This window comes from Arthrobacter sp. B0316-5-4, from assembly GCF_059090325.1.
This window is the reverse complement of sequence record NZ_JBNHFN010000002.1, coordinates 613,900-640,618: the sequence shown is the minus strand read 5'-3', so window position 1 is coordinate 640,618 and position 26,719 is coordinate 613,900. Positions and strand designations below refer to the sequence as shown.

Below are 26,719 nucleotides of genomic sequence, written 5' to 3'. Positions count from 1 at the left end.
GCGCGGTGTTTCCTTGCTTACTGATGGGGGTTCCTGTCCTGCCGTGCGTCGTTGGCAACCCTCTGCCGGGTCGGCTGGGCTGCGGGGTGTCGTGTCCACCCGCTATGCCAGCTTGGCACACTGCCGACGGCGGTCGGCCGGGAATGAGGGGACCCGGGGCAACTGAAACATGATTGATACCGGCTTGATGCCGAGTTGAGACAAAATGTCGGCGATCCGTTTGCGGGCTTGAAGGGAGCCACTCGATGAGGTCCATCCGGGACCGGCTGGCGTAGGATTATTGCCAGGACACCATCCAAACGGAGGAGAACAGGCCCCACGGCCAACACTATGAGTGAATCTTTGAACGGGCGGCTCAGGACCGGAAACGGCAACCTGCCGCCCACTGAGTTCCCGCACACCTTACCGGGCACGCGCACGGAAATTGTCACGTTCGACAACTCCGACCAGATGGTTCACTCGTTGGGCAGCCACGATGAAGCCCTGCGCTACATCGAGGAACAGTTCGAGGGCGTCAATTTCCACGTCCGCGGCAACGAACTCTCCATGACAGGTCCGTCCACCGATATCTCCCGCGTGATGCGCCTCCTTGAGGAGGTCCGCGGGCTGGTGTCCAAGGGGACGCTGGTGACTCCTGACGTACTTCAGCAGCTTGTCTCGCTGCTTCGCACGCAATCCGTGCAGAATCCGGCCGACGTACTGACGCACAACATTCTTTCCAGCAGGGGCAAGACCATCCGCCCCAAGACGCTGAACCAGAAGAACTATGTGGATGCCATCGACGACAACACGGTCATCTTCGGAATCGGCCCGGCCGGTACGGGCAAGACCTACCTCGCCATGGCAAAAGCTGTCCAGGCCCTGCAAACGAAGGAAGTCAGCAGGATCATCCTGACGCGACCGGCCGTCGAAGCGGGGGAGCGCCTCGGCTTCCTTCCCGGGACGCTGAGCGACAAAATCGATCCCTACCTTCGTCCGCTGTACGACGCCCTGCACGACATGATGGATCCTGAATCCATCCCGCGGTTGATGGCTGCCGGGACCATTGAGGTGGCCCCCTTGGCATACATGCGTGGCCGCACATTGAACGACGCCTTCATCATTCTTGACGAAGCGCAGAACACCACGCCGGAACAGATGAAGATGTTCCTGACCCGCCTCGGCTTCGGCTCCAAGATGGTGGTCACCGGAGACGTCACGCAGATCGACCTTCCGTTCGGTGCCACCTCCGGCCTTCGGATTGTCAGGGAAATCCTTAAGGGCATCGACGACGTCAATTTCTCGATCCTTGAAGCCGCCGACGTCGTCAGGCACCGTTTGGTAGCCGACATCGTCTCGGCGTACAGCAACTGGGATGACGCGCACCGCGCCGACGCCAACACCCATCACAAGCGTGGAGAACGTAAATGAGCATCGAAGTAAACAACGAGTCCGGCGTCGCGGTGGACGAGGCCCAGCTGGTGACGTTGTCGCGCTTCATCTTTGAGCGTCTCTACATCCACCCCCAAGCCGAGCTGTCCATCCTGCTGGTGGACGAGCCTGCCATGGAGAAGCTGCACATCGAGCTGATGGACGAACCCGGGGCCACGGATGTTCTCTCGGTGCCGATGGACGAGTTGACGCCGGGCACGCCGGACAAGCCGACGCCCCAGGGCATGCTGGGCGACATCGCCATTTGCCCGCAGGTTGCCGAGGTCCAGGCGCGCAACGCGGGACACCCCACGCAGGACGAGATGCTGTTGCTCACCACCCACGGCATTCTCCACTTGCTGGGCTTCGACCATGCAGAGCCTGACGAGAAAGCAGAAATGTTCGGTTTGCAGCGTGAGTTGCTGTCTGAATTCCTGGGCAAGGATGCCCCCATGGAGACCATGCAGTGACCTCGATCATCCTGGTCGGCATGGCGCTGGTTTTCCTGAGCTTCGTTGCCTTGCTGACCGCAGCGGAGGCTGCCTTCAACTTCCTGCCCCGGCACGAAGCCGAACAATCCATTGGCCGAAGCAAGGGCAAGGCCCTGGGCGGCATCCTGAGGAACCCCGTCGCGCACATGCGCGCACTGCGGTTTTGGCGGGTGTGGTTCGAGATGGCGGCCGCGGTTGCGGTCGCCGTCGTCCTTCACAGCCTGTTGGACAACGTGTGGCTTGCGGGCCTGGCAGCCACGGGCATCATGGCCGTCATCGGATTTGTGCTGGTAGGGGTTTCCCCGCGGCAATTGGGCCGGGCCCACTCGGGGCCGGTCGTCCGGTTCACCGCGCCCCTGATCAGGTTCCTCTGCTGGATCCTTGGGCCCATTCCCGGGTGGCTTGTGGCACTCGGCCAGGCAGTGGCGCCGGGTGCTCCGGCGGGAGATGACGCGTTCGTCAGCGAAGAAGAGTTCCGCGAATTCGTGGACCGGGCAGCCGAGTCGGACATGATCGAGGACAACGAGGCTGAACTCATCCATTCCGTTTTCGATTTCGGCGACACCCTGGTGCGCTCAGTAATGGTGCCCCGGACTGACATTGTCAGCATCGGAACCGGCTCGGACCTGGAGACGGCCATGGGCCTGTTCCTGCGTTCGGGCTACTCACGAATCCCCGTGATCGGCGAAAACACGGACCAGATCCGCGGAATCCTCTACCTGAAGGACGTGGCCGCGGCCCTCCATCGCACGGAATCCGGTCTCCAGGCCCACGACGTCGACTCGCTCGCCCGGGATGTCCGTTACGTCCCCGAGTCCAAGCCGGTGAGCGACCTCCTGCGGGAACTCCAGCAGGAATCCACCCACGTAGCCATCGTTATCGATGAGTACGGTGGCACCGCGGGCCTGGTCACCCTTGAGGACCTCATCGAGGAAATCGTTGGTGAGATCGTGGACGAATACGACGCTGCTGCCGAAGAGGCCGTGGACCTTGGGCACGGCACGTACCGGGTCAGCGCACGGATGAGCATCGATGACCTGGGTGAATTGTTCGATATGGACCTCGACGACGACGAGGTAGACACTGTCGGTGGCCTCCTCGCCAAGGCACTCGGGCAGGTACCGATTGTGGGAAGTTCTGTTGAAGTGAACGGAGTGTCGCTTAGGGCCGATAGGCTTGAGGGTCGCCGAAACAGGGTCAGCCACATCATTGCGGCAGCCATTCCAAAGGAAGACACTGACTTTGAGGACCTCCTCGAAGACGCCGACTCAACGCAACAGGGAGTTCCACGTGAGCAAGCAAAATAAGAAATTCGACGCCGATCAGGACTTCGGCGGCTTCCACGCAGGTTTCTCCGTGCTGGTTGGCCGGCCCAATGCCGGCAAATCAACCCTCACCAACGCGTTGGTGGGCCAGAAAGTGGCCATCACCTCGGCAAAGCCGCAAACCACGCGCCACACCATCCGTGGAATCGTGCACCGCGAAGACGCGCAGCTGATCCTCGTGGACACGCCGGGCCTGCACCGGCCCCGCACGTTGCTCGGCAAGCGCCTCAACGATCTGGTGGCCGACACCCTTTCCGAAGTTGATGCCATTGGTTTCTGCCTTCCGGCCAACGAGAAAATCGGCCCGGGCGATAAGTACATTGCTGCGCAGCTGGCCGCAGTGGGTCGCAAACCGATCGTTGCCCTCGTGACCAAGACCGACCTGGTGGATCGGCAGGCGTTGACGGAGCAGTTGCTCGCCGTCGCCGAACTGGGCCGGGACGTTTTGGGCGAACAGGGCTGGGCAGACATTGTCCCGGTTTCGGCAGCGGACGGCTTCCAGGTCTCCACGGTTGCCGATGTCCTGATCAGCCACATGCCGCCGTCGCCCCCGCTCTATCCTGACGGTGAGCTCACTGATGAGCCAGAGGCAGTGATGATCGCCGAATTGATCCGGGAGGCTGCCCTGGAGGGCGTCCGGGACGAGCTTCCGCACTCCCTGGCGGTAGTGGTCGAAGAGATCGTTCCCCGCGAAGGCCGAACCGAGGACAATCCGCTGCTGGATGTCCGGGTCAACCTTTACGTTGAGCGGCCGTCCCAAAAAGCCATCATCATCGGTAAGGGTGGGAGTCGCCTGCGGGAAGTGGGAACCAATGCCCGCAAGGGCATTGAAACCCTTCTCGGCACCCGGATTTACCTGGATCTCCACGTCAAGGTGGCCAAGGATTGGCAGCGCGATCCCAAGCAGCTGGTGAAACTCGGGTTCTAGGTTTGCCGGGACACGATCCTGCGCAGTGTTGATCCGATAAGGAACTTCCCAGAATCGGCAACTATGATTGCGGAGATTCAGGTGTTTGAGGAAAGGTAAACCGAATAGTGCGACGTCGTGACGCCCGCCCGCAGGGCACCGGCACCGCCGGCCCCGTTGCGGGACGCCATGGGGAGGATGCTGATGGCACCCCCCGGCACATGAAGGAACGCAAGGGACTGCCGCTCTGGTTGAAAATTACGACCGGTGTGGTTTCCCTGGCGTTGGTCGCCGGCGTCGCCTTTGCCGCGTTCTGGTTTATCCGCCTTCAGTCGAACATCACCAAAGCCCCCCTCAGCGCCGGCGAAAACCGGGATTCGGGGGTAGCGGCGGCAAATGACAAGACCGACCGGCTGCAGATCCTCATTCTTGGATCGGACACCCGTGATGGAAAGAACTCCGACTATGGCAGCTCGGAGGACTCCACCGGCTATGGGCATTCCGATGTCATGATGCTGCTGGACATTTCCGCGGACAACAAGCGCGTCAATGTCATGAGCTTCCCCCGCGACCTGCTGGTTGATGTGCCGCAGTGCACCGACCACACCAACAACCAGACCTTCCCTGCCAGAAGTGGCGTGATGATCAACGAAGCCATGGCCGAGGCCGGCATTGGCTGCGCTGTGGACACTGTCAACAAATTGACGGGCCTGCAAATTGATCACTTCATGATGGCGGACTTCAACGCCGTCAAGGAACTCTCCAAAGCGGTTGGTGGCGTCAACGTCTGCGTCAGCGATCCCGTTTTCGATCCGGACTCCCGCCTTCGCCTGCCCAAGGGCACTTCCCAGGTTGAGGGCGAACAGGCTTTGGCGTTCCTGCGAACCCGGCATGCGTTCGGCGACGGTGGCGACCTCGGACGGATCAAGGGCCAGCAGGCCTTCCTTTCGTCCCTGACCAGGAAACTCAAGGACGAAGGTACTTTGGGCAACCCACAGCGGCTGCTGCAAATTGCCGACGTCGTCACGCAGAACCTCACGGTGGACGACGGACTGGCTTCCGTGCCGTCCCTGCTGACGATCGGCGGGCGCCTGAAGGACATTGATGTCTCCAAGGTGGCTTTCGTCGCTGTTCCCACCCAGCCCGCTGCCATCGATCCGAACCGGCTGGAGCTGGCGGAACCACAGGCATCGCAACTTTTCTCGGCGCTGCGGGCCGACCTTGACCTGACCTCGCCGGGCGCTACGTCAAGCCCGGCTGCTTCCGGAAGCCCGACAGCGCAGCCAACGGCTACGACGCCGGCCGCGCCCGCCTACGACAAGGCCATCCAGCCGGTCGCGGTCGCCAATGGCAGCGGAATTGCTGCCAGGGCCCAGGAAGTAATGGCTGTGCTCACGGGCAACGGCTTCGCCCAGGCGGTGTCCTACCTGGCGAACCCGGTGGACCAGACCGTGGTCTATTACGGAGCCGGTTTTGCGGATGTGGCCGCTGATGTGGCTACCCTCTACGGCATTCCGGCCGCGCAGGTCCAGCAGGCAGCTGGAGTTGCCGGGGTTCAGCTCTATGTAGGCACCGACTTCGGTACGGGCTCTGTCTACGGTGCTGCTTCGGTACCGCCGGACGTCGTCAACCAGACAGCCAGCGACGCCGTCTGCCAGCAGGTCAATCCGCTGTATATCGACCAATAGACGATGAAGCCAAAAGAGGCCGGGCCATGTGGCCCGGCCTCTTTCTGTGCTGTTGCCAGCCAATTACCAGATGCTGACCCGTTCTCCGGGTTCCATCCACATACCGTCGCCCTCGCCCACGGAGAACGCCTGGTGGAAAGCGTCGAGGTTGCGGGCAATGGCGTTGGTGCGGAACTCGTTGGGGGAGTGCGGGTCAGTGGCCAGCCTCCGGATCGCTTCTTCGGTTCGGATCACCTGGCGCCAGCCGGCTGCCCAGGACATGAAGAACCGCTGCTGTCCGGTGAAACCGTCGATGACTTCCGGCTCCGCTCCGTCCAGGCTGAGCAGGTAGGCCTTGTAGGCGATGGCGAGGCCACCCAGGTCGCCGATGTTCTCGCCCAGTGTCAGCTTGCCGTTCACCTTGTGGTCCGGGGCTGCGTAGGGGGAAAGGGCGTCGTACTGTGCCACCAGTTTGGTAGTGAGGGCCTCAAAGGCAGTGCGGTCTTCTTCGGTCCACCAGTTCCGAAGGGCGCCCGTGCCGTCGAACTGTGAGCCCTGATCGTCGAACCCGTGGCCGATTTCGTGTCCGATGACCGCCCCGATGCCACCGTAGTTCACGGCGTCGTCTGCGTCCGCGTTGAAGAACGGCGGCTGGAGGATGGCGGCGGGAAAGACGATTTCGTTCAGCATCGGGTGATAGTAGGCATTGACGGTCTGTGGCGTCATCAGCCACTTGGTGAGATCGACGGGCTTGCCGATCTCGTCAAGGTGCCTGTCGACGTCGGCATTGTGCGCACGCTCAACATTGCCCAGGAGGTCAGTGGGGTCGATCTCGACGGCAGAGTAATCGATCCATTTTTCCGGGAAGCCGATTTTGGGCCGGAACGCCTGGAGTTTCTTGAGGGCTTCAACCTTGGTTTCTTCGCTCATCCAAGTCAAGGCGGAGATGCTGTCCCGGTAGGCCTCGATGAGGTTTCCCACCAGTGTCTCCATCCGGGCCTTGTGACCGGGAGGGAAGTGCCGTTCAACGTAGATTTGGCCTACGGCTTCGCCCAGCGCAGCTTCCACCACTGCAACGCCACGCTTCCACCTCTCCTTGTTGCGGGGCGTTCCGCTGAGCGTGGTCCCGTAAAAGTCGAAGTTGGTATCGACGAAACCGGACGACAAATACGGGGCTGCCGAGCTCAGTATGCGCAGGGTCAGCCATTCCTTCCACGTTTGAAGCGGTTCGGATTCCAGCAGTGCAGCGGCACCGGCAAAGAAGTCCGGCGTGCTGACCACCAGCTCGGTCCGCTTGGCCGGGTCCACGCGTGCAGTTTCGAACCACGTGTCCAGCAAGGGAAACAGTGCCCGGGCCTCGTCTGCGGTCTTGAGGTTGTAGGTCTTTTGCGGATCCCGCAGCGTGACGTTGTCCCAGTGATGTGAGGCAAGGGCCCTTTCGAGGGCGACCACGCGTTCAGAGGCGGCCTGTGCATCAGGGATGGAAGCGAGGTTGAACATGGCGGCAATGTACTTACCGTAGGCCGCCACGATCGCTTCGAATTTTTCGTCACGGTAGTACGACTCGTCCGGCAACCCCAAGCCGCCCTGACCGATATAGAGAAGGATGCGCTCGGGATTTCCAGCATCCGGCGCCGGGTAGATGGAGAACAGGCCCGAGACATCGGACCGGAACGATCGCCCGATCAGCGCCGCCAATTCCTGCGGGGAGTCAACGGATTCAACCTCCTGGAGCCTGCCGCGGACCGGGTCGAATCCTTTTTCCTCGGCCGCGGCTTCATCCATGAAGCTGGCGTACAGGCCACCGACCTTCTGTTCGACGCCGGTAGCTGAGTCTGCCTTCGCGGCAGCTTCCTCGATGATCGCCTTGACGGCCAGCTCGGCGCCGTCCCGCAGCGCGGTGAAGGTACCTTCCAGCGGCCGGTCGTCAGGGATGGTCGTGCTGTTGAGCCACGCGCCATTGACGTGTTGGTAAAGGTCGTCCTGGGGCCGGACGTTGTGGTCGATGTTGGAAAGAGTGATCCCCGACTGTGGCACTGTGGCTCCTTGTGTGGACGCTGCAGCCGGCGTTTCCACCGTGGTGGCGTCTGCATAGTGGACGTTGCATGAGGTGTTGCACTGTCATCATACGCATCGTGTTACTGTGAATTTGTGCGTGCGGAAATGCTTCTTCTTAGCTGCCGCGGCGAGGCCTGAAAGCTATCTGACGCTGGGCCATCCTCGCCGCGGAGTTCCGTTGTGTCCGGCTAAGCTTTCACTTAGTTCTTTACAGAAAAGGCCACATCATGCGTAATGCACAAAAGCCCTCCGGTATGCCGATTCACCGCTACCTGCCATTCCAGGACCAGATCACTGTAGAGGTTCCGGACCGCACATGGCCGGACAAGGTCATCACCAAAGCCCCTCGCTGGTGTGCCGTTGACCTGCGGGACGGAAACCAGGCCCTGATCGATCCCATGAGTCCGGCACGCAAGCTGAAGATGTTCCAGCTGCTCGTCAAGATGGGCTACAAGGAGATCGAGGTTGGTTTCCCCTCGGCTTCCCAAACCGATTTCGATTTCGTTCGGCAGCTCATTGAAGGCGGCCACATTCCCGACGACGTCAGCATCCAGGTCCTGACCCAGGCACGCGAGCACCTGATCGAACGGACCTATGAGTCCTTGGTGGGGGCCAAGCAGGCCATTGTCCACTTGTACAACTCCACCTCGGTGCTGCAGCGGCGGGTTGTCTTCAACCAGGACGAAGACGGCATCATGGATATCGCCTTGCAGGGAGCCCGTCTCTGCAAGAAGTACGAAGAGACGCTGACGGACACGCACATCACGTACGAGTATTCGCCCGAGTCCTTCACGGGAACCGAGCTGGAATATGCAGCCCGCGTTTGCAACGCCATTGCTGATGTCTTTGAGGCCTCCGCCGACAAGCAGGTCATCATCAACCTGCCCGCCACGGTGGAAATGGCAACGCCAAACGTCTACGCAGACTCCATAGAGTGGATGCACCGGAACCTGCACCCCCGCGAGGGAATTATCATCTCCCTGCACCCGCACAACGACCGCGGCACCGGAGTAGCTGCTGCTGAGCTCGGATACCTGGCGGGTGCAGATCGGATTGAAGGCTGCCTGTTCGGCAACGGAGAGCGCACCGGCAACGTAGACCTGGTGACCTTGGGCCTGAACATGTTCGTGCAGGGCGTTGATCCCATGATCGACTTCTCCGACATCGATGAAGTCCGCCGCACGGTGGAGTACTGCAACCAGTTGCCCGTTCCGGAGCGTTCCCCGTACGGTGGCGACCTCGTGTTTACCGCGTTTTCCGGCTCGCACCAGGACGCCATCAAGAAGGGCTTTGAGGCTCTCGAGAAGGACGCGGCAGCTGCCGGCAAGTCCGTGGACGACTTCACCTGGCAGGTCCCGTACTTGCCCATCGACCCCAAGGACCTCGGCCGGAGCTACGAAGCCGTGATCCGGGTGAATTCGCAGTCCGGCAAGGGTGGCGTTGCCTACCTGTTGAAGAACGAGCACAACCTCGACCTGCCGCGCAGGGCACAGATTGAGTTCTCCGGAGTCATCCAGCGACGCACCGACGCTGTGGGTGGCGAGGTCAGTGGTGCCCAGCTGTGGCAGATCTTCCAGGACGAATACCTCCCCTCGGAGGAAGAGCAGGCCCAGTGGGGCCGTTATACCTTGGGCAGCGTGAGCACCGAGACCGACGAATCCGGTGCCATGACCATGAATGCGAACCTCAGGATCGACGGCGCCGAAGTGCGACGCACAGGCCACGGCAACGGTCCCATCGCGGCGCTGCTGGACATCCTGCACCATGACGGCGTAGACGTCCGGGTGCTCGACTACAGCGAGCATGCGCTGTCCGAAGGCGGCAGCGCGAGTGCGGCAGCGTACGTCGAATGCGCTGTGGGTGAACGCGTCCTGTGGGGAGTCGGGATCGACCCCAGCACCACGACGTCATCGCTGAAGGCCTTGATTTCGGCGGTAAACCGGGCAGTCCGCGACGCCCAAGCATAGGTTCCTGCGGTGTGGTGACTGGATTTTCAGTCACCACACCGTCTGGCGGTCACGCCGGACCCGGGCGAAGTGCAAAGATTAGTTGTGGCCAATCCGTCGTTTGCAGCACGGTCCTATCGGGACGATGCCGTGGTGCTCCGCACCCATAAGCTGGGCGAGGCGGATAGGATCATCACCCTTTTGACCAAGCACCACGGGCAGGTCCGGGCCGTTGCCAAGGGAGTCCGGAGAACCAGCAGCCGATTCGGTGCGCGCCTCGAGCCGTTCATGGTCGCAGACCTGCAACTGGTCGCTGGCCGGACACTTGACATAGTGACGCAAGCCGTCGCCAAGGGTGCCTACGGAAGCGATATCGCCGCCGATTACGGCCGATTCACTGTGGCCGCCGCGATGACCGAGACGGCCGAGAAATTGACGGATGCCGACACCGAGTCGGGGACCGCCCAATACAACCTGCTGGTTGGGGCTTTGGCCGCATTGAGCCGCTCCGACCATCCTCCCGAGCTCATTCTGGATTCGTATCTGCTTCGGGCCCTGGCCACCGGGGGCTGGGCGCCGAGTTTTACGGATTGTGCCCGTTGCGGCCGTCCAGGCCCGCACACCGCATTTGCGGCACCGGTGGGCGGAATGGTGTGCAGCGATTGCCGGCCGCCGGGGTCCCCGGCCCCCGCGCCGGAGACCGTGGAACTCCTCGGAGCGTTGCTGACAGGCAACTGGGGCGTCGCCGATGTTTCGGATCCCCGGCATCGCAGGGAAAGTGCGGGGCTGGTGGCCAGTTACCTGCAATGGCATTTGGAACGCGCCGTGAAATCACTCAAACATGTGGAGCGAAGCTGACAGTGGCACTTGGCAAGAAGAACAAGTCAACAGTTGCGAGGACGGCACCGGTGGTGGCGCCTTATGGTCACCCTTCAGGGGCAGTGCCACCAAAAATTCCGAGTGAGCTCATACCCCAGCACGTGGCCATCGTCATGGATGGCAACGGGCGCTGGGCCAACCAGCGGGGGCTGCCCCGGATTGAGGGCCACAAGGCAGGCGAACCGGCACTGTTGGACGTCATGGCGGGTGCGATCGAACTCGGCATCAAGTACGTCAGCGTCTATGCTTTCTCCACCGAGAACTGGCGGCGGTCGCCTGAAGAAGTCCGGTTCCTCATGGGATTTAACAAGGACGTACTACGACGCCAACGCAATCAGCTTGATGAGTGGGGAGTCCGGATCCGTTGGGCGGGTCGTCGGCCACGGTTGTGGGGTTCGGTGATCAAGGAATTGGAAGAGGCCGAGGACTACACGCGCGCCAACGACACCTGTACGTTGACCATGTGTGTTAACTACGGCGGACGGGCGGAGATCGCGGATGCCGTCTCGGCCATTGCCCACGATGTTGCCGCGGGGCGTTTGAAGCCCGGCTCCGTCTCGGAGAAGACCATCCAGAAGTACCTGGACGAACCCGACCTTCCGGACGTGGATCTGTTCCTTCGCAGCTCGGGCGAGCAGCGGCTCTCCAACTTCCTTCTCTGGCAGTCAGCCTACGCGGAGTTCGTTTTCATGGACACGCTGTGGCCGGACGTCGACAGGCGGACGCTCTGGGAGGCTGTGGAGATCTACGCCAAGCGGGATCGCCGCTATGGCGGGGCAGTCGATGCCGCACCCGTCGCCAAATAGCATGGCCGAGTTAACTGGCGTTGCGCCAACTCAGTAGGGGTAGGCCGCAAGCCAGACCGCGACGTCGCGGTAGGCCTGCTGACGTACTGTCCGCCGGGACAGGAACACATCGTGCAGGGCGCCGGGGTACCGGAACACAGCTGTTCGCCGTGCCAGGCCCAAAGCGCGCCGGGAGGTTTCCTCGACGTCGATGACAGCGTCGGCCCGCATGAGGTCCGCCGTCCATTCGGCTTGGATTCGCGTCCTTCCGGACAAAAGAACCAATACTGGCGCGTCAATGTTGAGCTTGCGTTCCACCGCGGCGTGCCCCGCGAGTACGGCTTTGGTCCAACCCGCCCGGATAGGGAAGGAAGCCCGTGGTCGCCAGACCGGATCCAGGATCCACTCGCCGTGGGCTTCGTTGCTGACGCTCTCCCAGTACGCCGGCATTTCGGGGAACCTGAAGGGCCGTTTCGGGTCGGTGCGGGCGAAAGGTTCCACCAAATGCATGGCGATACTTCGGACCAAGCTGCTTCCCTGCAGTTCCAGCCCCGGCGAGTTCAGCACCAAGGTGCCCACTCTGCCTGGATTACGGTCAGCCCATAGAGCTGCGATGAGGCCGCCCAGGGAATGGGCAACCATGTGGATGGTGGGCGCTGTGCTGTTGCCGGTCCGGGCCATCACGTCACGTTCGATCTCCACCAGGGCTGCCGCCATGTCCTCGTCGTAAACGCCGAGGTCGGAGGTGTACCCGGGGGTCTGTCCGGGCAGGAGGCTCCGGCCGAACTTACGTAGGTCCAACGCATAGAAGTGGAAGCCGGAGGCTGTGAGGTACTCGGCGAGTTCGGTCTGGAGGAAGTAGTCCGCCCATCCGTGCAGGTAAAGGACCGCCCTCGGGGCGCCTCCCGGATCTGCCGGCGCGGAGCGGCGCTTGCGCTTGGTAAAGGACACCAGGAAGTCCAGGACACCCTGCGGGGCAGGGTGGCTGACGGGAGGTGCATGCCTGACCAGCGTCGCTTTGACATGCCCCTCTTCATCGGGCTTAAGTGGCAGGTCCATGCATTCATAGCCGTGGCCCAGGATGTCACTCTTCCATCTGGTCTCGGTTTCTCCTGGAGCGGTCACGTGTCCCCCTTGTGTTGTTCATCCGGTGCTTCGTCCTGCATGAAGCCCTTGATCCATCGGGCCAGGCGGCCGTAGGCGTCCTTCCGTACGGCTGGTGCAGACAGGAAAACGTCATGGAGGCCGCCATCGATTCGCTCCAAAGTGACGGTCCGGCCCAGTGCCATGGCCCGCAATGCCATGACGCCGACATCGAGCACGGCGTCTGAACGGCGCATGGATTCCTGCCACACCATGCCGTTGGCGCTGGCTGAAGACATCAGGACCAGGACGGGCATTTCCAGATGTAACCCGCGGGCCACCTGGGATTGGCCGGCGAAGACGGCGCTGAGCCATCCAGCCCGAACGGGAAAGGCCATAGGAGGCCGGTACTTCTCGTCCAGGTGCCATTCGCCCTCTGCGGAACTGCTGATGCTGCGGAAGTAGAATCCGCGTTCCGGCAATTTCAGGACGGTTTCGGGGCGAAACCTCGCCAAAGGCGCCACCATGGCGTGCGCTGCCCGGCGGACCATTGAACTGCCATGCATCTCCAACCAGGGACTGTCGAGAATGAGGTACTGGACCATTCCAGGGTGTCGGCTCGCCCAGAGGGCGGCTACGAGCCCACCGGTGGAGTGACCCATGAGTGTCAGGCTTTCCGCCCGGGACCCTGAACGGTCCTGGCGAATCGCCTCGATGGCCTGGTTGATCTCGGCGTCGTAGTCGGTCAGGTTGGCAACATAACCACCGGGATGTCCGGGCTGGAGGCTTCGTCCATGGTTGTGCATGTCCAGCGCATAGAACTCATATCCCTGGCCCGACCAAAACTCCGCGAGCTCGGTATTGAAGAAGTAGTCACTCCAGCCGTGCAGGAACAGGACAACGCCCAGCCGTCGCGCCGAATCGTTTACATCGCTTGCTGCCTGGGGCAACGGATCTGCCCGGTAACGGATCAGCGTGGCATGACGGACCACGCCATCCGGTCCTGCGGCATCGATGCTGCAGGACTGGAAGCCGGTCCCCAGGATGTCAGCGGTCCACTCCATGGCTCCAGCTTAGACAAAAGCGGCTGCCTGCCTTCCCGCTACCCTTCCGGTGAAGAGGCAACCGCCCAGGAACGTCCCTTCCAGTGCCCGGTAGCCGTGGATGCCTCCGCCGCCGAACCCGGCAGCTTCTCCGGCGGCGTAGAGCCCGGGAATGGCTCGTCCTTCGTCGTCCATCACCCTGGACGCCAAGTCTGTCCGGAGGCCACCCAGGCTTTTCCTGGTCAGCACCGACAGCCGGATGGCGATAAGCGGACCGTGCGCAGGGTCGGTCAGGCGGTGCGGGGGAGCCACCCGCATCAGCTTGTCGGTGGCAAACCGCCTCGCTGCCCTGATGGCTGCAAGCTGCGGATCCTTGCCGAGCCCGCTTGCCACCTGGCGATCCCGGGCGCTCACAAGGGACTCCAGTGCATCGCGCTGTATCAGGTCTTCGCCCACTAAATGGTTCATTTTTGATGCGAGGTGCCCGGGGGTGGCCGCCTGCAAGAAGTCCACGCCCCGGTCCAGGAACCGCTGGATGGGGGAGTCGCCTCCCGCCCTCAACCGCGACGCAAGGAGCCTGACGTCCTTGCCAGTCAGGTCCGGGTTTTGTTCGGAACCTGACAGAGCGAGTTCTTTCAGGGCAATGGTGCGGTTGAGGACGAACCACGAATGGCTGTGGCCTGTTGTCACGATGTGACGGAGGGCGCCAAGCGAGTCATACCCCGGGAACAGCGGCGCGGGCAGTTGGTGTCCCTCCGCATCAAGCCATAAGGATGAGGGCCCGGCAAGGATGCGGATGCCGTGCATCGGCCACACGGGATCGTAGTTATGGATACCTTCCGGGTAGTGCCACATCCTGTCACCGTTAATCAGGGCGGCGCCGGCGGATTGCACCACTGAAAGGAATTCACCATCGACTGACGCGGGCACGCCGCTGAGCATGTGCGCCGGCGGCCTGCCCCCAGGCCATTGGCGTCGGACTGCTCCATGGTTGGCGCCTATGCCCCCAGTGGTGACCACAACCGCTCCGGCCGAAGCCTCGAATTCCCCAACGGCGAGCCTGGACGAGGCCTGGCCCCGCACCGCCGTCGAAGGTTCCAGGATTTCTCCGACAACGCCAGCCACCTTGCCGGCTGTCATGGCAAGGGCCAGGGCCCTGTGCCGGAAGTGGAGCGACACCCTTCCGGCTTCGACGCCTTCGAGCACCTTTCCCAGGAACGGTTCCACCAGTGCTGGTCCCGTGCCCCAGGTGACGTGGAAGCGGGGTACCGAATTGCCGTGTCCCTGTGGCCCGTATCCTCCCCGCTCCGCCCACTGGACCAGCGGAAAGATACCAACCCCGAGGCTCTTCAGCCAGGCACGCTTCCCACCGGCGGCGAAGTCCACATAGGCTTCGGCCCACTCCAGGGCATTCGAATCCACCGGTCGGTCGAAAGCGGCGGATGCCAGCCAGTCGGAGAGTGCGAGGTCCTTGCTGTCCTTCACACCCAGCCGTCTCTGCTCCGGCGTATCCACCATGAAGAGGCCGCCGAAGGACCAATGCGCCTGGCCGCCAACCGAAGCTTCGGGTTCCTGGTCCAGGATGGCCACCGACTTGCCCGCTGCGTAAGCTGTGGCGGCAGCAACGAGACCCGACAGGCCCGCCCCCACCACGACGACGTCGGCAGCGATCCTGTTGCTGTGGCGATGGGGATGATGTGCGTCACTATTTTCCGGCGGCATGCGTACATGCTAGCGCCAGGTTCGGTCATGGGTTTGGCGAGTTGTCCGCGAACCGCAAAACTAAGACCATGCGTTTTTACCCCACATTCTTTAAGTTGGCTTTCTCCTGGATGGATGCCGAGAAGGCCCACAAGATCGGATTCCAGGGAATCCGTGCAGCCCACCGCTCGGGCGCCGGGCGCGTCCTTGCCCGCATGACCGCCCCCGATGCTTCGCTCCGCACCGAAGCGCTGGGCCTAAGCTTCCCGTCGCCGTTCGGACTGGCAGCGGGTTTCGACAAGGAAGGCCACGGTATTGAGGCCCTGACGGAGCTGGGTTTCGGCCACGTCGAAGTGGGGACCATCACGGGCCAAGCGCAGCCGGGCAACGAAAAACCACGCCTGTTCCGCCTGATCGAGGACCGGGCTGTCATCAACCGGATGGGATTCAACAACGACGGCGCTGCTGCTGTTGCGCCCCGCCTCAAGTCCGCACGGGCTGCTTTGCAGAAAGCCCACCGGGACACCAGGCCCATCATCGGGGTGAACATCGGCAAGACCAAGGTGGTGGACCTCGACGACGCCACGGAGGACTACCTGGTGAGCGCCCGTAGCCTGGCTCCTGCCGCGGACTACCTCGTAGTCAACGTCAGTTCACCCAACACTCCGGGCCTCAGGTTGCTGCAGAACGTGGAGACCCTGCGTCCGTTGCTGCGGGCCGTCGGCGACGCTGCGGACGAAGCCGCCGGACGCCACGTACCACTGCTGGTCAAGATCGCCCCGGACCTGTCCAACGAAGACATCGACGATGTAGCCGAGCTCGCGCTGGACCTCAAGTTGGATGGAATCATCGCGACCAACACAACGATCTCCCGCGAAGGGCTCGCTTCTGAAACTGCCAAGGTGGAATCCATCGGTGCCGGAGGCTTGTCGGGGGCGCCCCTCAAACAGCGGTCTTTGGAGGTCCTCCGCAGGCTCAAGGGGGCTGTAGGCGATGACCTCGTGCTGATCGCAGTGGGGGGCGTCGAATCACCGCAGGATGTCCACGAACGTCTTGAGGCCGGCGCCACGCTGGTACAGGGCTACACCGCCTTCCTTTACGAAGGTCCGTTCTGGGCGGCTCGGATCAACAAGGGCCTCGTGAAACTCCGGCAGGCCTCAGGCCGCTAACCTAGAACAAAATGAATGAAGGCCCCGGACCATGGTCCGGGGCCTTCATTCATTTGACAGGGGTCGGGGCCTTAGGCCGGGTACTGCCCGCGCTTTACCTGCGGCTTGGGCAGGCGAAGCTTGCGGAACTGAAGGGCGCGCATGCATCCGTACCAGACGGAGCCACGCTCTACTTCGCCGAACTTCTCAGTGAGCTTCTTCCGCAACTTGCGCGAGAGGATGAAAACATCGACAAACACCGCGAGGAACATGATCCAGAAGCCCACCAGGACGTAACTGATACCCGCGCTCGTGGTGGGAATGATCAAGGAGATGACAACAAACAACAGGGCGCCGAACATCAGGTACTCGCCCAGGCTGAACCGTGCGTCGACGTAGTCGCGGACATACCTCTTCTGGGGACCCTTGTCCCGAAGCGGCAGGAATTTTTCGTCACCCGTATCCAGTGCCTGCCGCATCTTCTGCCGCTGGTCCTGGATGGCCACCCGTTCCGCCGCTTTGGAAGCCTTACGGTCGGTGGGCACCAGCGGGCGCTTGCGGGCTGCCTCCTGGTCCTTCCGCCTGGGCGTGGGGGCGCCCTTACCGGCTACGGGCTCCTGGGCGGTGGCATAGGCCTGGTCTACTACTGATTGAGCGCTGGGCTCTTCCTTTTTGCGTCCGAACACCCCTACAGAATACCCCGCACCGAGGTGGCGCAGGTTACGCCTCCGGTTGCCGGCGCTCCAAAGGGCAGCCCCGAGCCTGCCCCGCCGGGAGAATGCCCAGCGGTAAAGTGTGGCCCATGACTTCAGCACATGCGGAGACCCCGCAGAACAAGCACCTGGACTCCGGCGCTACCCCGGTGGAGGCACTTTCCCGGGCGGTCCATGACTCATTCGACACCACTCTGGCCTCCTTGAAAGACCTGGTTGCCATACCGGGCATTGCCTGGCCCAGCTTCGACCCTTCGGAACTGGACAAGAGCGCCGAAGCTGTTGCCGCACTGGTGAAAGCAACCGGCATGGAAGACGTCCGGATCCTTCGTTGCGACAAAAGCGACGGCACCCCCGGCGGCCCTGCCGTCGTCGCGCGCCGTCCTGCAGCGGAAGGCAAGCCGACCATCCTCCTGTACGCGCACCACGACGTGCAGCCTCCCGGAGACCGCGGACTGTGGGATTCGGAGCCGTTCTCTGCGGAGGAACGTGATGGTCGGTTGTATGGTCGCGGCGCCGCTGATGACAAGGCAGGAATCATGGCCCACTTGGCGGCCTACAGTGCCGCCACCCATGTCCTGGGCGAGGCATTCGGCCTGGGGGTGACCTTTTTCTTCGAAGGCGAGGAAGAAGCGGGTTCACCCACCTTCAGGACTTTCCTTGAGGAGCATCGCGAACTTTTGCGTGCTGACGTGATTGTTGTTGCCGACTCCAGCAACTGGAAAGTTGGCGTACCGGCCCTGACAACCAGCCTGCGCGGGCTGGTTGATGGCACTTTTGAAGTCCGCGTGCTCGACCATGCGGTGCATTCCGGAATGTTCGGCGGCCCTGTGCTCGACGCCCCAACCCTCCTGTCGCGGCTCATCGCGACCCTCCATGATGACGAGGGCAATGTCGCTGTCGCCGGCCTGGTGGGCCGGGACGAGGTGGCCGTGGATCTCGCTGAAGCGGACTATCGGGCCGACGCGTCAGTGCTCGACGGCGTGCGGCTCGCCGGCAGCGGGACTATCGGTTCCCGGCTGTGGACCAAGCCCGCACTTTCGATCATCGGCATGGACGTGCCGGCGGTGGATGTTGCCTCCAACACCCTCATTCCGGCGGCGCGTGCCAAGTTCAGCATGCGGCTGGCACCCGGGCAGGACCCCGAGGCCGCCATGGACGCCCTGCGGCAGCACGTCGAATCCAATGCCCCGTTCGGTGCCAAGGTGACCTTTACCCCGGGGGAGCGGGGCGACGCGTTCTCTACGGATACCTCATCGGCAGCGGCCAGGGTGGCCCTCTGGGCGCTGGGGGAGTCGTGGGGAGTGGAGCCGGTCGAGATGGGGATTGGTGGATCCATACCCTTCATCGCAGACCTCCTGGAAATGTACCCGGAAGTGCAGATCCTCGTGACCGGAGTGGAAGACCCTGATTCGAGGGCCCACAGCGCCAACGAGTCACTGCATATCGGCGATTTCCGCCATGCAGTGCTTGCAGAAGCGTTCATGTTGGCCAGGCTCAATGCCGAAGGCCTGGCGGGCTGAACCAAAAGGGCGCGCCGGGAACAAGTAAATACCGTAGGTGGTTACGTCAGGAGTTATAGCTAAGCGTCTGCGCGACGTAGCATTAGCTATAACCCGTACGTAATTGGGTAAGGGCAGGCAGCGTCCCGGCGCGGCCGCCAAGAGCTTCATAAGAAGGTAGGCCAATGAGCACTGCAACCAACGAAAACAGCACCGGAACGCAGGTCGTCGCCAACGACGAACTGGCCACGCACGAGGTCAATCTGACCGACGTCGCCGCAGGCAAGGTCCGCAGCCTCCTCGAGCAGGAAGGGCGCACCGATCTTCGGCTGCGCGTTGCAGTCCAGCCCGGCGGATGCTCCGGCTTGATCTACCAGCTCTACTTCGACGAGCGCCTGCTCGACGGCGACGCCGTCCGTGACTATGACGGCGTCGAGGTCGTGGTGGACAAGATGAGTGTCCCGTACCTCAGCGGCGCAAGCATCGACTTCGAAGACACCATTTCGAAGCAGGGCTTCACCATTGATAACCCGAACGCCGGCGGGTCCTGCGCCTGCGGTGATTCATTCCACTGATGTGAGCCGTCGCTGCACGTCGGCGCCACTTCGAACGCGGTAAAACGCGTTGGGAGCCACGGCGCCGACATGTGCGCGAAAACCGCTTGATAGCGGTAAGCTCTACATCGGGTAGTAAAACTTTTAGTGTGCCCGGTGCGCCTTACGCCTGCCGGGAGACAGCAACAAGAGGAAGGGCCGTCTGTGAGTTCGCAGAACCGAACCGGCAGCCGACGCATAAAGATCACCTCGATCACTGGCTTGGCAGTCGCCGGCGCGTTGGTTTTGACCGGATGTTCACCAGAGGTAGAGAAGGGTTGGCTGCCAACAGAGCGCGGCACGACCAACCACACTGACCGGATCATGGACCTCTGGGTCAACTCATGGATCGCCGCCTTGGCAGTCGGTATTATCACGTGGGGCCTCTTGGTCTGGTGCATCATCGCTTACCGTCGCCGCAAGGGCACCACGGGATTCCCCAAGCAGCTCAGCTACAACCTGCCGCTTGAGGTCTTTTACTTGACCATTCCGCTGTTCATGGTGCTGGTGTTCTTCTACTTCACCGACCAGGACCAGCGTGCGATCGATGACCGTTCGCAGCCTGCCGACGTCGTTGTTGACGTCCGCGGCAAGCAGTGGGCATGGGATTTCAACTACAAAAAGGGTGAGGTCGTCAATGAAGACCTCCACGAGGCCGGCGTCCAGGCCCACCTGACCGGGAACGATGTCGACAAGGAACTCCTTCCCACGTTGTACCTGCCGGTTGGCAAGTCCGTGGACCTGGAGCTGAACTCCCGCGACGTCATCCACTCATTCTGGGTTCCCGCCTTCCTCCAGAAGCGCGACATGATCCCTGGCAAGACGAACTACATCAGGTTCACTCCCACCAAGGAGGGCACCTTCGATGGCAAGTGTGCCGAACTCTGCGGTGAATACCACTCCGAAATGCTCTTCCGCGTCAAGGTTGTCTCCGAGTCTGAATTCCAGACCCACATGGACAAGCTTCGCCAGGAAGGCAATACGGGCCTGCTCGGTGCGGAATACGACCGCAATCCGAACCTGAACGAAAAGTAAGGGGAGCGACGTGGCTACGTACACTCAATCCGCACCGGGGATCCTAGAGGCTCCGGTAGTTCCTAAATCCAAGGGGCGCATCGTCGTCAACTGGATCACCTCCACGGACCACAAGACCATCGGGTACATGTACCTGATTGCATCCTTCGTGTTCTTCTGCCTCGGCGGCGTCATGGCCCTGCTGATCCGTGCTGAGCTGTTCGAACCCGGCATGCAGATCCTGCAGACCAAAGAGCAGTACAACCAGATGTTCACGATGCACGGCACCGTGATGCTCCTGATGTTCGCAACGCCGCTGTTCGCCGGCTTCGCCAACGTCATCATGCCCCTGCAAATCGGAGCTCCCGATGTCGCCTTCCCGCGTTTGAACGCACTGGCATTCTGGTTCTTCCTCTTCGGCTCCACCATCGCCGTCTCGGGTTTCATCACCCCCCAGGGTGCTGCATCCTTCGGTTGGTTCGCCTACGCTCCGCTGTCCAACACCACGTTTAGTCCTGGTGTCGGTGGAGACCTGTGGGTCTTCGGCCTCGCGCTGTCAGGCTTCGGAACCATCCTTGGTGCCGTCAACTTCATCACCACGATCATCTGCATGCGTGCACCGGGCATGACCATGTGGCGTATGCCGATCTTCACCTGGAACACCCTCGTGACGGCTATCCTCGTCCTGATGGCCTTCCCGCCGCTGGCCGCTGCACTGTTCGCACTCGGCGCGGACCGTCGCTTCGGAGCGCACATCTTTGACCCCGAAAATGGCGGTGCCGTTCTCTGGCAGCACCTGTTCTGGTTCTTCGGACACCCCGAGGTGTACATCATCGCCCTGCCGTTCTTCGGCATTGTTTCCGAGATCTTCCCGGTGTTCAGCCGCAAGCCGATCTTCGGTTACAAGGGTCTTGTCTACGCCACCATCGCCATCGCCGCGCTTTCCGTCACTGTGTGGGCACACCACATGTACGTGACCGGTTCAGTGTTGCTGCCGTTCTTCGCCTTCATGACCATGCTTATTGCGGTTCCGACCGGCGTGAAGTTCTTCAACTGGATCGGAACGCTCTGGCAGGGCTCCATCACTTTCGAAACCCCCATGCTCTGGAGCATCGGGTTCCTGGTGACGTTCCTCTTTGGTGGTCTGACGGGCATCATCCTGGCTTCGCCGCCGCTTGACTTCCACGTCTCGGACTCCTACTTCGTGGTGGCGCACTTCCACTACGTGGTCTTCGGTACGGTTGTGTTCGCCATGTTCGCAGGCTTCTACTTCTGGTGGCCCAAGTGGACGGGCAAGATGCTCAACGAGCGCCTGGGTAAGATCCACTTCTGGCTGTTGTTCCTCGGTTTCCACGGCACGTTCCTTATCCAGCACTGGCTGGGTGTCGAAGGCATGCCGCGTCGTTACGCCGACTACATGCCGCAGGATAACTTCACGTGGATGAACCAGTTCTCCACTATCTCCTCCTTCGTACTGGGCGCTTCGTTGCTGCCGTTCTTCTGGAACGTCTACATCACCTGGCGCAGTAACAAGAAGGTTGAAGTTGATGATCCTTGGGGCTTCGGTGCCTCACTGGAATGGGCTACGTCTTGCCCGCCGCCGCGCCACAACTTCACTTCCTTGCCCCGCATCCGCTCCGAGCGCCCGGCACTGGACCTCCACCACCCCGAGTTGGCCCAGGTTCACACCGCAGAGGCCCCGTCACCCGCAGCAGCTGTTCTGGGTAACGCCGACCAGAGGGACGTCAACAAATGAAAATTGAATCGTGGCTCTTCGGAGCCGGAGTCTTCTTCTTCGTCCCCGTAGCCATCGCCTATGGCTTCCTGACAAATTGGTCTGAGTGGGTAGGGGTCCTGGGGATCCTGCTCGTCGGTGGCCTCGCCGGCATGATCGGCGCGTACCTTGGGTTCACCGGCAAGCGTGTCGGCATGCGGCCGGAAGACCGTCCCGACGCTGAAGTTCACGAAGGTGCCGGCGAACAAGGGCACTTCAGCCCTTGGAGCTGGTGGCCGTTGGTTCTTGGCCTCGCATGTGCGGGCGGCTTCCTGGGTCTCGCGATCGGCTTCTGGGTCACCTACGTTGCCGGCGGCCTCGCCCTGGTGGCACTCGTGGGCTGGGTCTTCGAGTACAGCCGTGGCGATCACGCCCACTAGCAGTACCTGAGAACAAAAGGATGGGCCCCACCGAAAGGTGGGGCCCATTTCCGTTTAGATCGATTTTCCGACCGACGTTCCTGTCCTATGCGGCCCCTGTATGTGCTGAGTGGCCGGCGCAGTCGCTGCGGACTGCTGGAGTGCCGTTCAGTGGCCCTGGGAAGCCTCCAGGACGGATGAAAGCTGTACCAGTGCGTTCTCGGCGATCGGGATACTCTGATCGCCGGTAAGGGCCTCTGGCGCTACTTCGAGGACAACTTCACATCCGTGCGCAAAGTCCTCTGTCATGACCTCCAACAATGAACGAGCGTCGACAGGGCGTCCGTCCTGCTTCCGGATCGTCACGGGTAGCCCGGTCTCTGTCACAGCGCGAACGAACATCGCGGCGGCCCGCGCATGTAGTCCGATCCGGGCAGCGACGAACGTCTTCAGCTCCGGCAACCTCAACTCCTTTGTTACGACGGATGCTCCGTCCGAAATGATCCATATAAGCGTAGCTGCCCCGACCGACCACCACCCCCGGTACGGAGGGCGGGGAAGCAGTGGTCTAGACCTGATGCGTTACTGAATTATCCTTAGCTCATGACTCACATGCTGGAAACCAGCCGTGCCTGAGGCGGCAAGCATTGCCGGCGAGATCGACCGGACCAGCGGAACGCCTATCTACGTCCAACTCCGCGAAATCCTCAGGACCTTCATCGCGCAATCCTGTCCTCCGGGTTCCTCGCTGCCGTCCGAGAGGGACCTTTCCGAACGATTCGGCTTGGCGCGGATGACAGTGCGCCAGGCCATTGACGCGTTAGTGGGCGAGGAAGTCATTGAGCGCGTCGTCGGACTTGGCACCTTCGTAAAGAAGCCGAAACTGGATCTGCAGGTCAAGCTGACCTCCTACAGTGAGGAAATGCAACGACGGGGCATGGTTCCCGCCGCCAAGGTTCTCAGTTTTGAGCAGATCGCCGCGAGTGCGTTCCTGGCCCGCGAATTGCAGCTGGACGAAGGTACGCCACTGGTGCGGTTCCGACGCCTGCTGCTGGCCGATAACGAGCCCATGAGCGTGGATGAGAACTTTATCCCTGCCCACCGCGTCCCGGGCTTGTTGGACGAGGCGCCACCCACATCGCTGTACAACGTCCTGAGCGAACGTTTTGGGCTGGTCATGGAGTGGGGCGAGGACATGATTGAGGCTACTGCCGCATCGCCATCCACGGCCCGCCTGCTCAATGTCGACGTCGGCTCGCCCCTTCTGAAGATCCAGCGCCATGCGTTCGTCGCCCGCGCCATGGTGGACTACTCCGTGTCGTATTACCGGGCCGACCGCTACAAGCTGTGGGTGCCCCTCCAGCGCCCCGGTGTCCGCCCTACCCGGAACTACTCCTCGGGCTACAGGACACCCTAGGCGCCGAGTACCGGCGGTTCCTGCCGACGTCGTCGTGGCTTGGCCTGATACATGGCCGGAGACGCAAAAAGCCCGGCTGGAGAAATCCAGCCGGGCTTTTGCGTGATCTGACAGAGGGTACTGGGCGCTAGTGGCTCAGGCTCTTCTGGTCTTCACCGGAGGTGATTGCTTCATGGTGGCCATGAGCATGTGCTGCTTCCAGTTCCGCGGGTGTTGCAGGTGCAACGCGATCCTCGAAGAACCACTTGGAGAGTGCCGCACGGCGCTTCTCCTTGCGGGTGACAACACCGTGTTCGTTCGGCTGGGCCGGCAGCGGAGCAGGTGACTCGAAGCCCACCAGCTTGTACCGCTTGTACTCGTCCAGTGGGGCGTGAACCTCGATGAACTCACCGTGCGGGAGGCGCACAATACGGCCGGTTTCGCGGCCATGGAGTGCGATCTCGCGGTCCTTGCGCTGGAGGGCCAACGCGATCCTCTTGGTCACGATGAAAGCGATGATCGGGCCAATGAAGAACAGCGTGCGGAGCCAGTACGTGACGTCGTTCAACGACACGTGGAAGTGCGTTGCAATGAGGTCGGAACCAGCAGCTGCCCACATAACGCAGTACCAGGTGAAGCCTGCAACGCCGATGGCGGTACGTGTTGGAGCGTTACGGGGACGGTCGAGAACGTGGTGTTCCCGGTTGTCCTTGGTGACCCAGCGTTCGATCCACGGGTAGGTAAACAGGACCGTGAAGATGATGCCTGCGGGAACGAGCGCCGGGAGCAGGACGTTCAGCGTCAGGGTGTGGCCGAGGATGATCCACTCGAAGTGGAAGTTGTTGACGACACCCGGCATAAGACGCAGTGCGCCATCCACGAAGCCGATGTACCAGTCAGGCTGTGTACCAGCCGAGACGGGGGAGGGATCGTAGGGGCCGTAGTTCCAGATCGGGTTGATCGTGAACGCTGCAGCCATCAGGGCCAGGACGCCGAAGACGATGAAGAAGAATCCACCGGCCTTGGCTGCGTATACCGGACCGAGGGGGTAGCCAACGACGTTGCCGTCGTTGCGGCCGGGACCAGGGTACTGGGTGTGCTTGTGCACGACCACCATGAAGAGGTGGATGACGATCATCAGGAGGATGAGTGCCGGCACCAGCAGGATGTGCAGGACGTAAAGGCGGCCGATGATGGCCGTTCCCGGGAATTCCCCACCGAAGAGGAAGAACGAGATGTAGGTACCGATCACCGGGATGGACTTGATCACGCCGTCGATGATGCGCAGGCCGTTACCGGACAGCAGGTCATCGGGGAGGGAGTATCCGGTGAAGCCGGCGGCCATGGCCAGGATCAGCAGGACGCCGCCCACTACCCAGTTCATTTCGCGGGGCTTGCGGAACGCGCCCGTAAAGAAGACGCGCAGCATGTGAACGCCCAGGGAGGCCACGAACAGCAGGGCGGCCCAGTGGTGTACCTGGCGCATGAACAGTCCGCCGCGGACATCGAAGGAGATGTTCAGCGAGGAGTTGTAAGCCACTGACATTTCGACGTTGTACAGCGGTGTGTACGAACCCTGGTAGTGGGTTTCCGCCATGGACGGGTCGAAGAAGAACGTCAGGAAGGTTCCCGACATCAGCAGGATGACGAAGGAGTACAGCGCCACCTCGCCAAACATGAACGACCAGTGGTCGGGGAAGACCTTCCGGCCGAACTCACGCAGGATGCCGGAGCCGCCTACGCGCTCGTCAACGAAGTTGGTGAAACTACCAACCTTGGTTTTCGGAACGAAGGGGGCTTCAGCTGTTGATGAGGCGCTCATGCTCGTCACGCTCCCAGTAACTCGGTCCTACAGGTTCTCTGAAGTCGCTGGTGGCGACGAGGTAGCCCTCTGCGTCAACTGCGATGGGCAGCTGGGGGAGCGGACGGCTTGCCGGCCCGAAGATGACCTTGCATTCCTGCGTAAGGTCGAACGTGGACTGGTGGCAGGGGCACAGGAGGTGGTGCGTCTGCTGCTCGTACAGAGCAACCGGGCAACCAACGTGCGTGCAGATCTTGGAGTAGGCAACGATGCCGTTGTAGCTCCAGTTTTCGCGGCCCTCGGAGGGGTTCAACGAGTTCGGGTCGAGGCGCATCAGCAGGACAACTGCCTTTGCCTTTTCGTTCAACTTGCCTTCGTGCAGCTCGTTGAGTCCCTCGGGAATCACGTGGAATGCCGAACCAATGGTCACATCGGACGCCTTGATGGGAGTGCCATCGGGGTCCCGGGTCAGGCGCTTCAGCTTGTCGCCGTCAGGCGCCCACATGGTGTGTGCAAGGGCTTTGTCCGGTCGCGGACCCAGGTCGCCGAAGATAGCGAGGGCCGGCAGCGGAGCCAGTGCAACGGCACCAAGGAGGGTGTTGCGGATCAGCGGGCGGCGCTTGATGCCCGTCTCCTCGACGATGTCGTCGACGATACGGACCGCAGCCTGGCGGTCTTCCTCGGTGCGGATGGCGTGGCGCTCTTCCGACACTTCATGATCGGGCATCAGGGCCTTGGCCCAGTGCACGATGCCCGTTCCGATACCCAGCATGGCAAATGCCGTACCCAGGCCCAGAAGGAGGTTTTGGGTGCGGATGGTCGCAATGGTGGTGTCGTCGCCCAAATCAATGGCGAAGTACGCCACCAGGAAGACCAACGTACCGATGACGGAGGTGCCAAACAGAATGGCTACCTGACGCTCGGCGCGCTTTGCGGCTACCGGGTCCGTGTCAGCCAGGCGCAAACGATGCGGAGGAAGTCCAGGATCCTGGAACTTCTCCACCTCATTCTGACCAGCCGTAGCTACGGTGCCCGAGTGGTTCGGACTGCCGTCACTATGGTTGCCCATAATTCGCCTCATCCTTCTCTCGTTGTCTCGGCCGGGGCCGAGTTATTTTCAGTTT

General features: G+C 61.9%; 23 protein-coding genes. 15 read left to right on the top strand and 8 right to left on the bottom strand.

Annotated features, from left to right (window positions below; all coding sequences use genetic code 11):
• Positions 1-330: 330 nt before the first annotated feature.
• The 5 genes from AC5RU9_RS07275 (at position 331) to AC5RU9_RS07255 (ending at position 5,821) form a co-directional block, all read left to right on the top strand.
• Positions 331-1,410, top strand: a complete 1,080-nt coding sequence (locus AC5RU9_RS07275) for a PhoH family protein (protein WP_494015901.1) — start codon at positions 331-333, stop codon at positions 1,408-1,410.
• Positions 1,407-1,880 (top strand): rRNA maturation RNase YbeY, encoded by a 474-nt coding sequence (gene ybeY, locus AC5RU9_RS07270; protein WP_211712331.1) that lies wholly within the window; start codon positions 1,407-1,409, stop codon positions 1,878-1,880. The genes AC5RU9_RS07275 and ybeY overlap by 4 nt, the downstream gene beginning before the upstream one ends.
• Positions 1,877-3,208 (top strand): hemolysin family protein, encoded by a 1,332-nt coding sequence (locus AC5RU9_RS07265; protein WP_494015900.1) that lies wholly within the window; start codon positions 1,877-1,879, stop codon positions 3,206-3,208. Before ybeY ends, AC5RU9_RS07265 begins: the two co-directional genes overlap by 4 nt.
• Positions 3,192-4,154 (top strand): GTPase Era, encoded by a 963-nt coding sequence (era, locus tag AC5RU9_RS07260; RefSeq protein ID WP_494015899.1) that lies wholly within the window; start codon positions 3,192-3,194, stop codon positions 4,152-4,154. Before AC5RU9_RS07265 ends, era begins: the two co-directional genes overlap by 17 nt.
• A 107-nt stretch (positions 4,155-4,261) precedes the next feature.
• Positions 4,262-5,821 carry an LCP family protein gene (locus AC5RU9_RS07255; protein ID WP_211712334.1) on the top strand — a complete coding sequence of 520 codons (1,560 nt, stop codon included), beginning with the start codon at positions 4,262-4,264 and terminating at the stop codon, positions 5,819-5,821.
• 63 nt (positions 5,822-5,884) lie between these two features.
• Here the strand turns inward: AC5RU9_RS07255 and AC5RU9_RS07250 are convergent, their stop codons facing one another.
• A complete protein-coding gene (locus AC5RU9_RS07250; RefSeq protein WP_494015898.1) occupies positions 5,885-7,837 on the bottom strand; it encodes a M13 family metallopeptidase in 1,953 nt (650 codons plus the stop codon).
• Positions 7,838-8,085: 248 nt separating this feature from the next.
• Here AC5RU9_RS07250 and leuA point away from each other — a divergent pair, with 248 nt between their 5' ends.
• The 3 genes from leuA (at position 8,086) to AC5RU9_RS07235 (ending at position 11,489) form a co-directional block, all read left to right on the top strand.
• The gene (leuA, locus tag AC5RU9_RS07245; RefSeq protein WP_211712336.1) at positions 8,086-9,825 is read left to right on the top strand and encodes a 2-isopropylmalate synthase; all 1,740 of its coding nucleotides are present in this window, start codon (positions 8,086-8,088) and stop codon (positions 9,823-9,825) included.
• Between the two features lie 84 nt (positions 9,826-9,909).
• Complete coding sequence (recO, locus tag AC5RU9_RS07240) at positions 9,910-10,662, top strand: DNA repair protein RecO (protein ID WP_211712337.1); 753 nt, start codon at positions 9,910-9,912, stop codon at positions 10,660-10,662.
• Between the two features lie 2 nt (positions 10,663-10,664).
• Entirely contained in the window at positions 10,665-11,489 is an 825-nt protein-coding gene (locus tag AC5RU9_RS07235) for an isoprenyl transferase (RefSeq protein ID WP_494015897.1), read from the top strand.
• 30 nt (positions 11,490-11,519) lie between these two features.
• Here the strand turns inward: AC5RU9_RS07235 and AC5RU9_RS07230 are convergent, their stop codons facing one another.
• The 3 genes from AC5RU9_RS07230 to AC5RU9_RS07220 form a co-directional block, all read right to left on the bottom strand.
• On the bottom strand, positions 11,520-12,527 hold the full coding sequence (locus tag AC5RU9_RS07230; protein ID WP_494016068.1) for an alpha/beta hydrolase: 1,008 nt from the start codon (positions 12,525-12,527) through the stop codon (positions 11,520-11,522).
• A 62-nt stretch (positions 12,528-12,589) separates the two neighbouring features.
• Entirely contained in the window at positions 12,590-13,615 is a 1,026-nt protein-coding gene (locus tag AC5RU9_RS07225) for an alpha/beta fold hydrolase (RefSeq protein ID WP_494015896.1), read from the bottom strand.
• A 9-nt stretch (positions 13,616-13,624) separates the two neighbouring features.
• Positions 13,625-15,316 (bottom strand): FAD-binding dehydrogenase, encoded by a 1,692-nt coding sequence (locus tag AC5RU9_RS07220; RefSeq protein WP_494015895.1) that lies wholly within the window; start codon positions 15,314-15,316, stop codon positions 13,625-13,627.
• Positions 15,317-15,384: 68 nt separating this feature from the next.
• On the opposite strand from AC5RU9_RS07220, the gene AC5RU9_RS07215 reads away from it, so the two are divergent.
• A complete protein-coding gene (locus tag AC5RU9_RS07215; RefSeq protein ID WP_494015894.1) occupies positions 15,385-16,464 on the top strand; it encodes a quinone-dependent dihydroorotate dehydrogenase in 1,080 nt (359 codons plus the stop codon).
• A 71-nt stretch (positions 16,465-16,535) separates the two neighbouring features.
• Here AC5RU9_RS07215 and AC5RU9_RS07210 read toward each other — a convergent pair whose 3' ends face one another.
• Positions 16,536-17,129, bottom strand: a complete 594-nt coding sequence (locus AC5RU9_RS07210; protein ID WP_211712343.1) for a DUF3043 domain-containing protein — start codon at positions 17,127-17,129, stop codon at positions 16,536-16,538.
• A gap of 116 nt (positions 17,130-17,245) precedes the next feature.
• On the opposite strand from AC5RU9_RS07210, the gene AC5RU9_RS07205 reads away from it, so the two are divergent.
• The 5 genes from AC5RU9_RS07205 (at position 17,246) to AC5RU9_RS07185 (ending at position 22,419) form a co-directional block, all read left to right on the top strand.
• A complete protein-coding gene (locus AC5RU9_RS07205) occupies positions 17,246-18,679 on the top strand; it encodes a dipeptidase (protein ID WP_494015893.1) in 1,434 nt (477 codons plus the stop codon).
• A gap of 164 nt (positions 18,680-18,843) precedes the next feature.
• A complete protein-coding gene (locus tag AC5RU9_RS07200) occupies positions 18,844-19,233 on the top strand; it encodes a HesB/IscA family protein (RefSeq protein ID WP_211712345.1) in 390 nt (129 codons plus the stop codon).
• Positions 19,234-19,416: 183 nt separating this feature from the next.
• The gene (ctaC, locus tag AC5RU9_RS07195) at positions 19,417-20,286 is read left to right on the top strand and encodes an aa3-type cytochrome oxidase subunit II (RefSeq protein ID WP_211712346.1); all 870 of its coding nucleotides are present in this window, start codon (positions 19,417-19,419) and stop codon (positions 20,284-20,286) included.
• A 10-nt stretch (positions 20,287-20,296) separates the two neighbouring features.
• Entirely contained in the window at positions 20,297-22,021 is a 1,725-nt protein-coding gene (gene ctaD, locus AC5RU9_RS07190; RefSeq protein WP_211712347.1) for an aa3-type cytochrome oxidase subunit I, read from the top strand.
• Entirely contained in the window at positions 22,018-22,419 is a 402-nt protein-coding gene (locus AC5RU9_RS07185; RefSeq protein ID WP_211712348.1) for a cytochrome c oxidase subunit 4, read from the top strand. The genes ctaD and AC5RU9_RS07185 overlap by 4 nt, the downstream gene beginning before the upstream one ends.
• A gap of 147 nt (positions 22,420-22,566) precedes the next feature.
• On the opposite strand, the gene AC5RU9_RS07180 is transcribed toward AC5RU9_RS07185, so the two are convergent.
• On the bottom strand, positions 22,567-22,860 hold the full coding sequence (locus AC5RU9_RS07180) for an HPr family phosphocarrier protein (protein ID WP_494015892.1): 294 nt from the start codon (positions 22,858-22,860) through the stop codon (positions 22,567-22,569).
• A 166-nt stretch (positions 22,861-23,026) separates the two neighbouring features.
• Between AC5RU9_RS07180 and AC5RU9_RS07175 the strand changes: the two genes are divergently transcribed.
• The gene (locus tag AC5RU9_RS07175) at positions 23,027-23,815 is read left to right on the top strand and encodes a GntR family transcriptional regulator (RefSeq protein ID WP_309988650.1); all 789 of its coding nucleotides are present in this window, start codon (positions 23,027-23,029) and stop codon (positions 23,813-23,815) included.
• 127 nt (positions 23,816-23,942) lie between these two features.
• Here AC5RU9_RS07175 and qcrB read toward each other — a convergent pair whose 3' ends face one another.
• On the bottom strand, positions 23,943-25,616 hold the full coding sequence (gene qcrB, locus AC5RU9_RS07170; RefSeq protein WP_211712351.1) for a cytochrome bc1 complex cytochrome b subunit: 1,674 nt from the start codon (positions 25,614-25,616) through the stop codon (positions 23,943-23,945).
• Positions 25,594-26,664, bottom strand: coding sequence for a cytochrome bc1 complex Rieske iron-sulfur subunit (gene qcrA / locus AC5RU9_RS07165; RefSeq protein WP_211712352.1), 1,071 nt, complete (start codon positions 26,662-26,664; stop codon positions 25,594-25,596). Before qcrA ends, qcrB begins: the two co-directional genes overlap by 23 nt.
• Between the last annotated feature and the right edge of the window lie 55 nt (positions 26,665-26,719).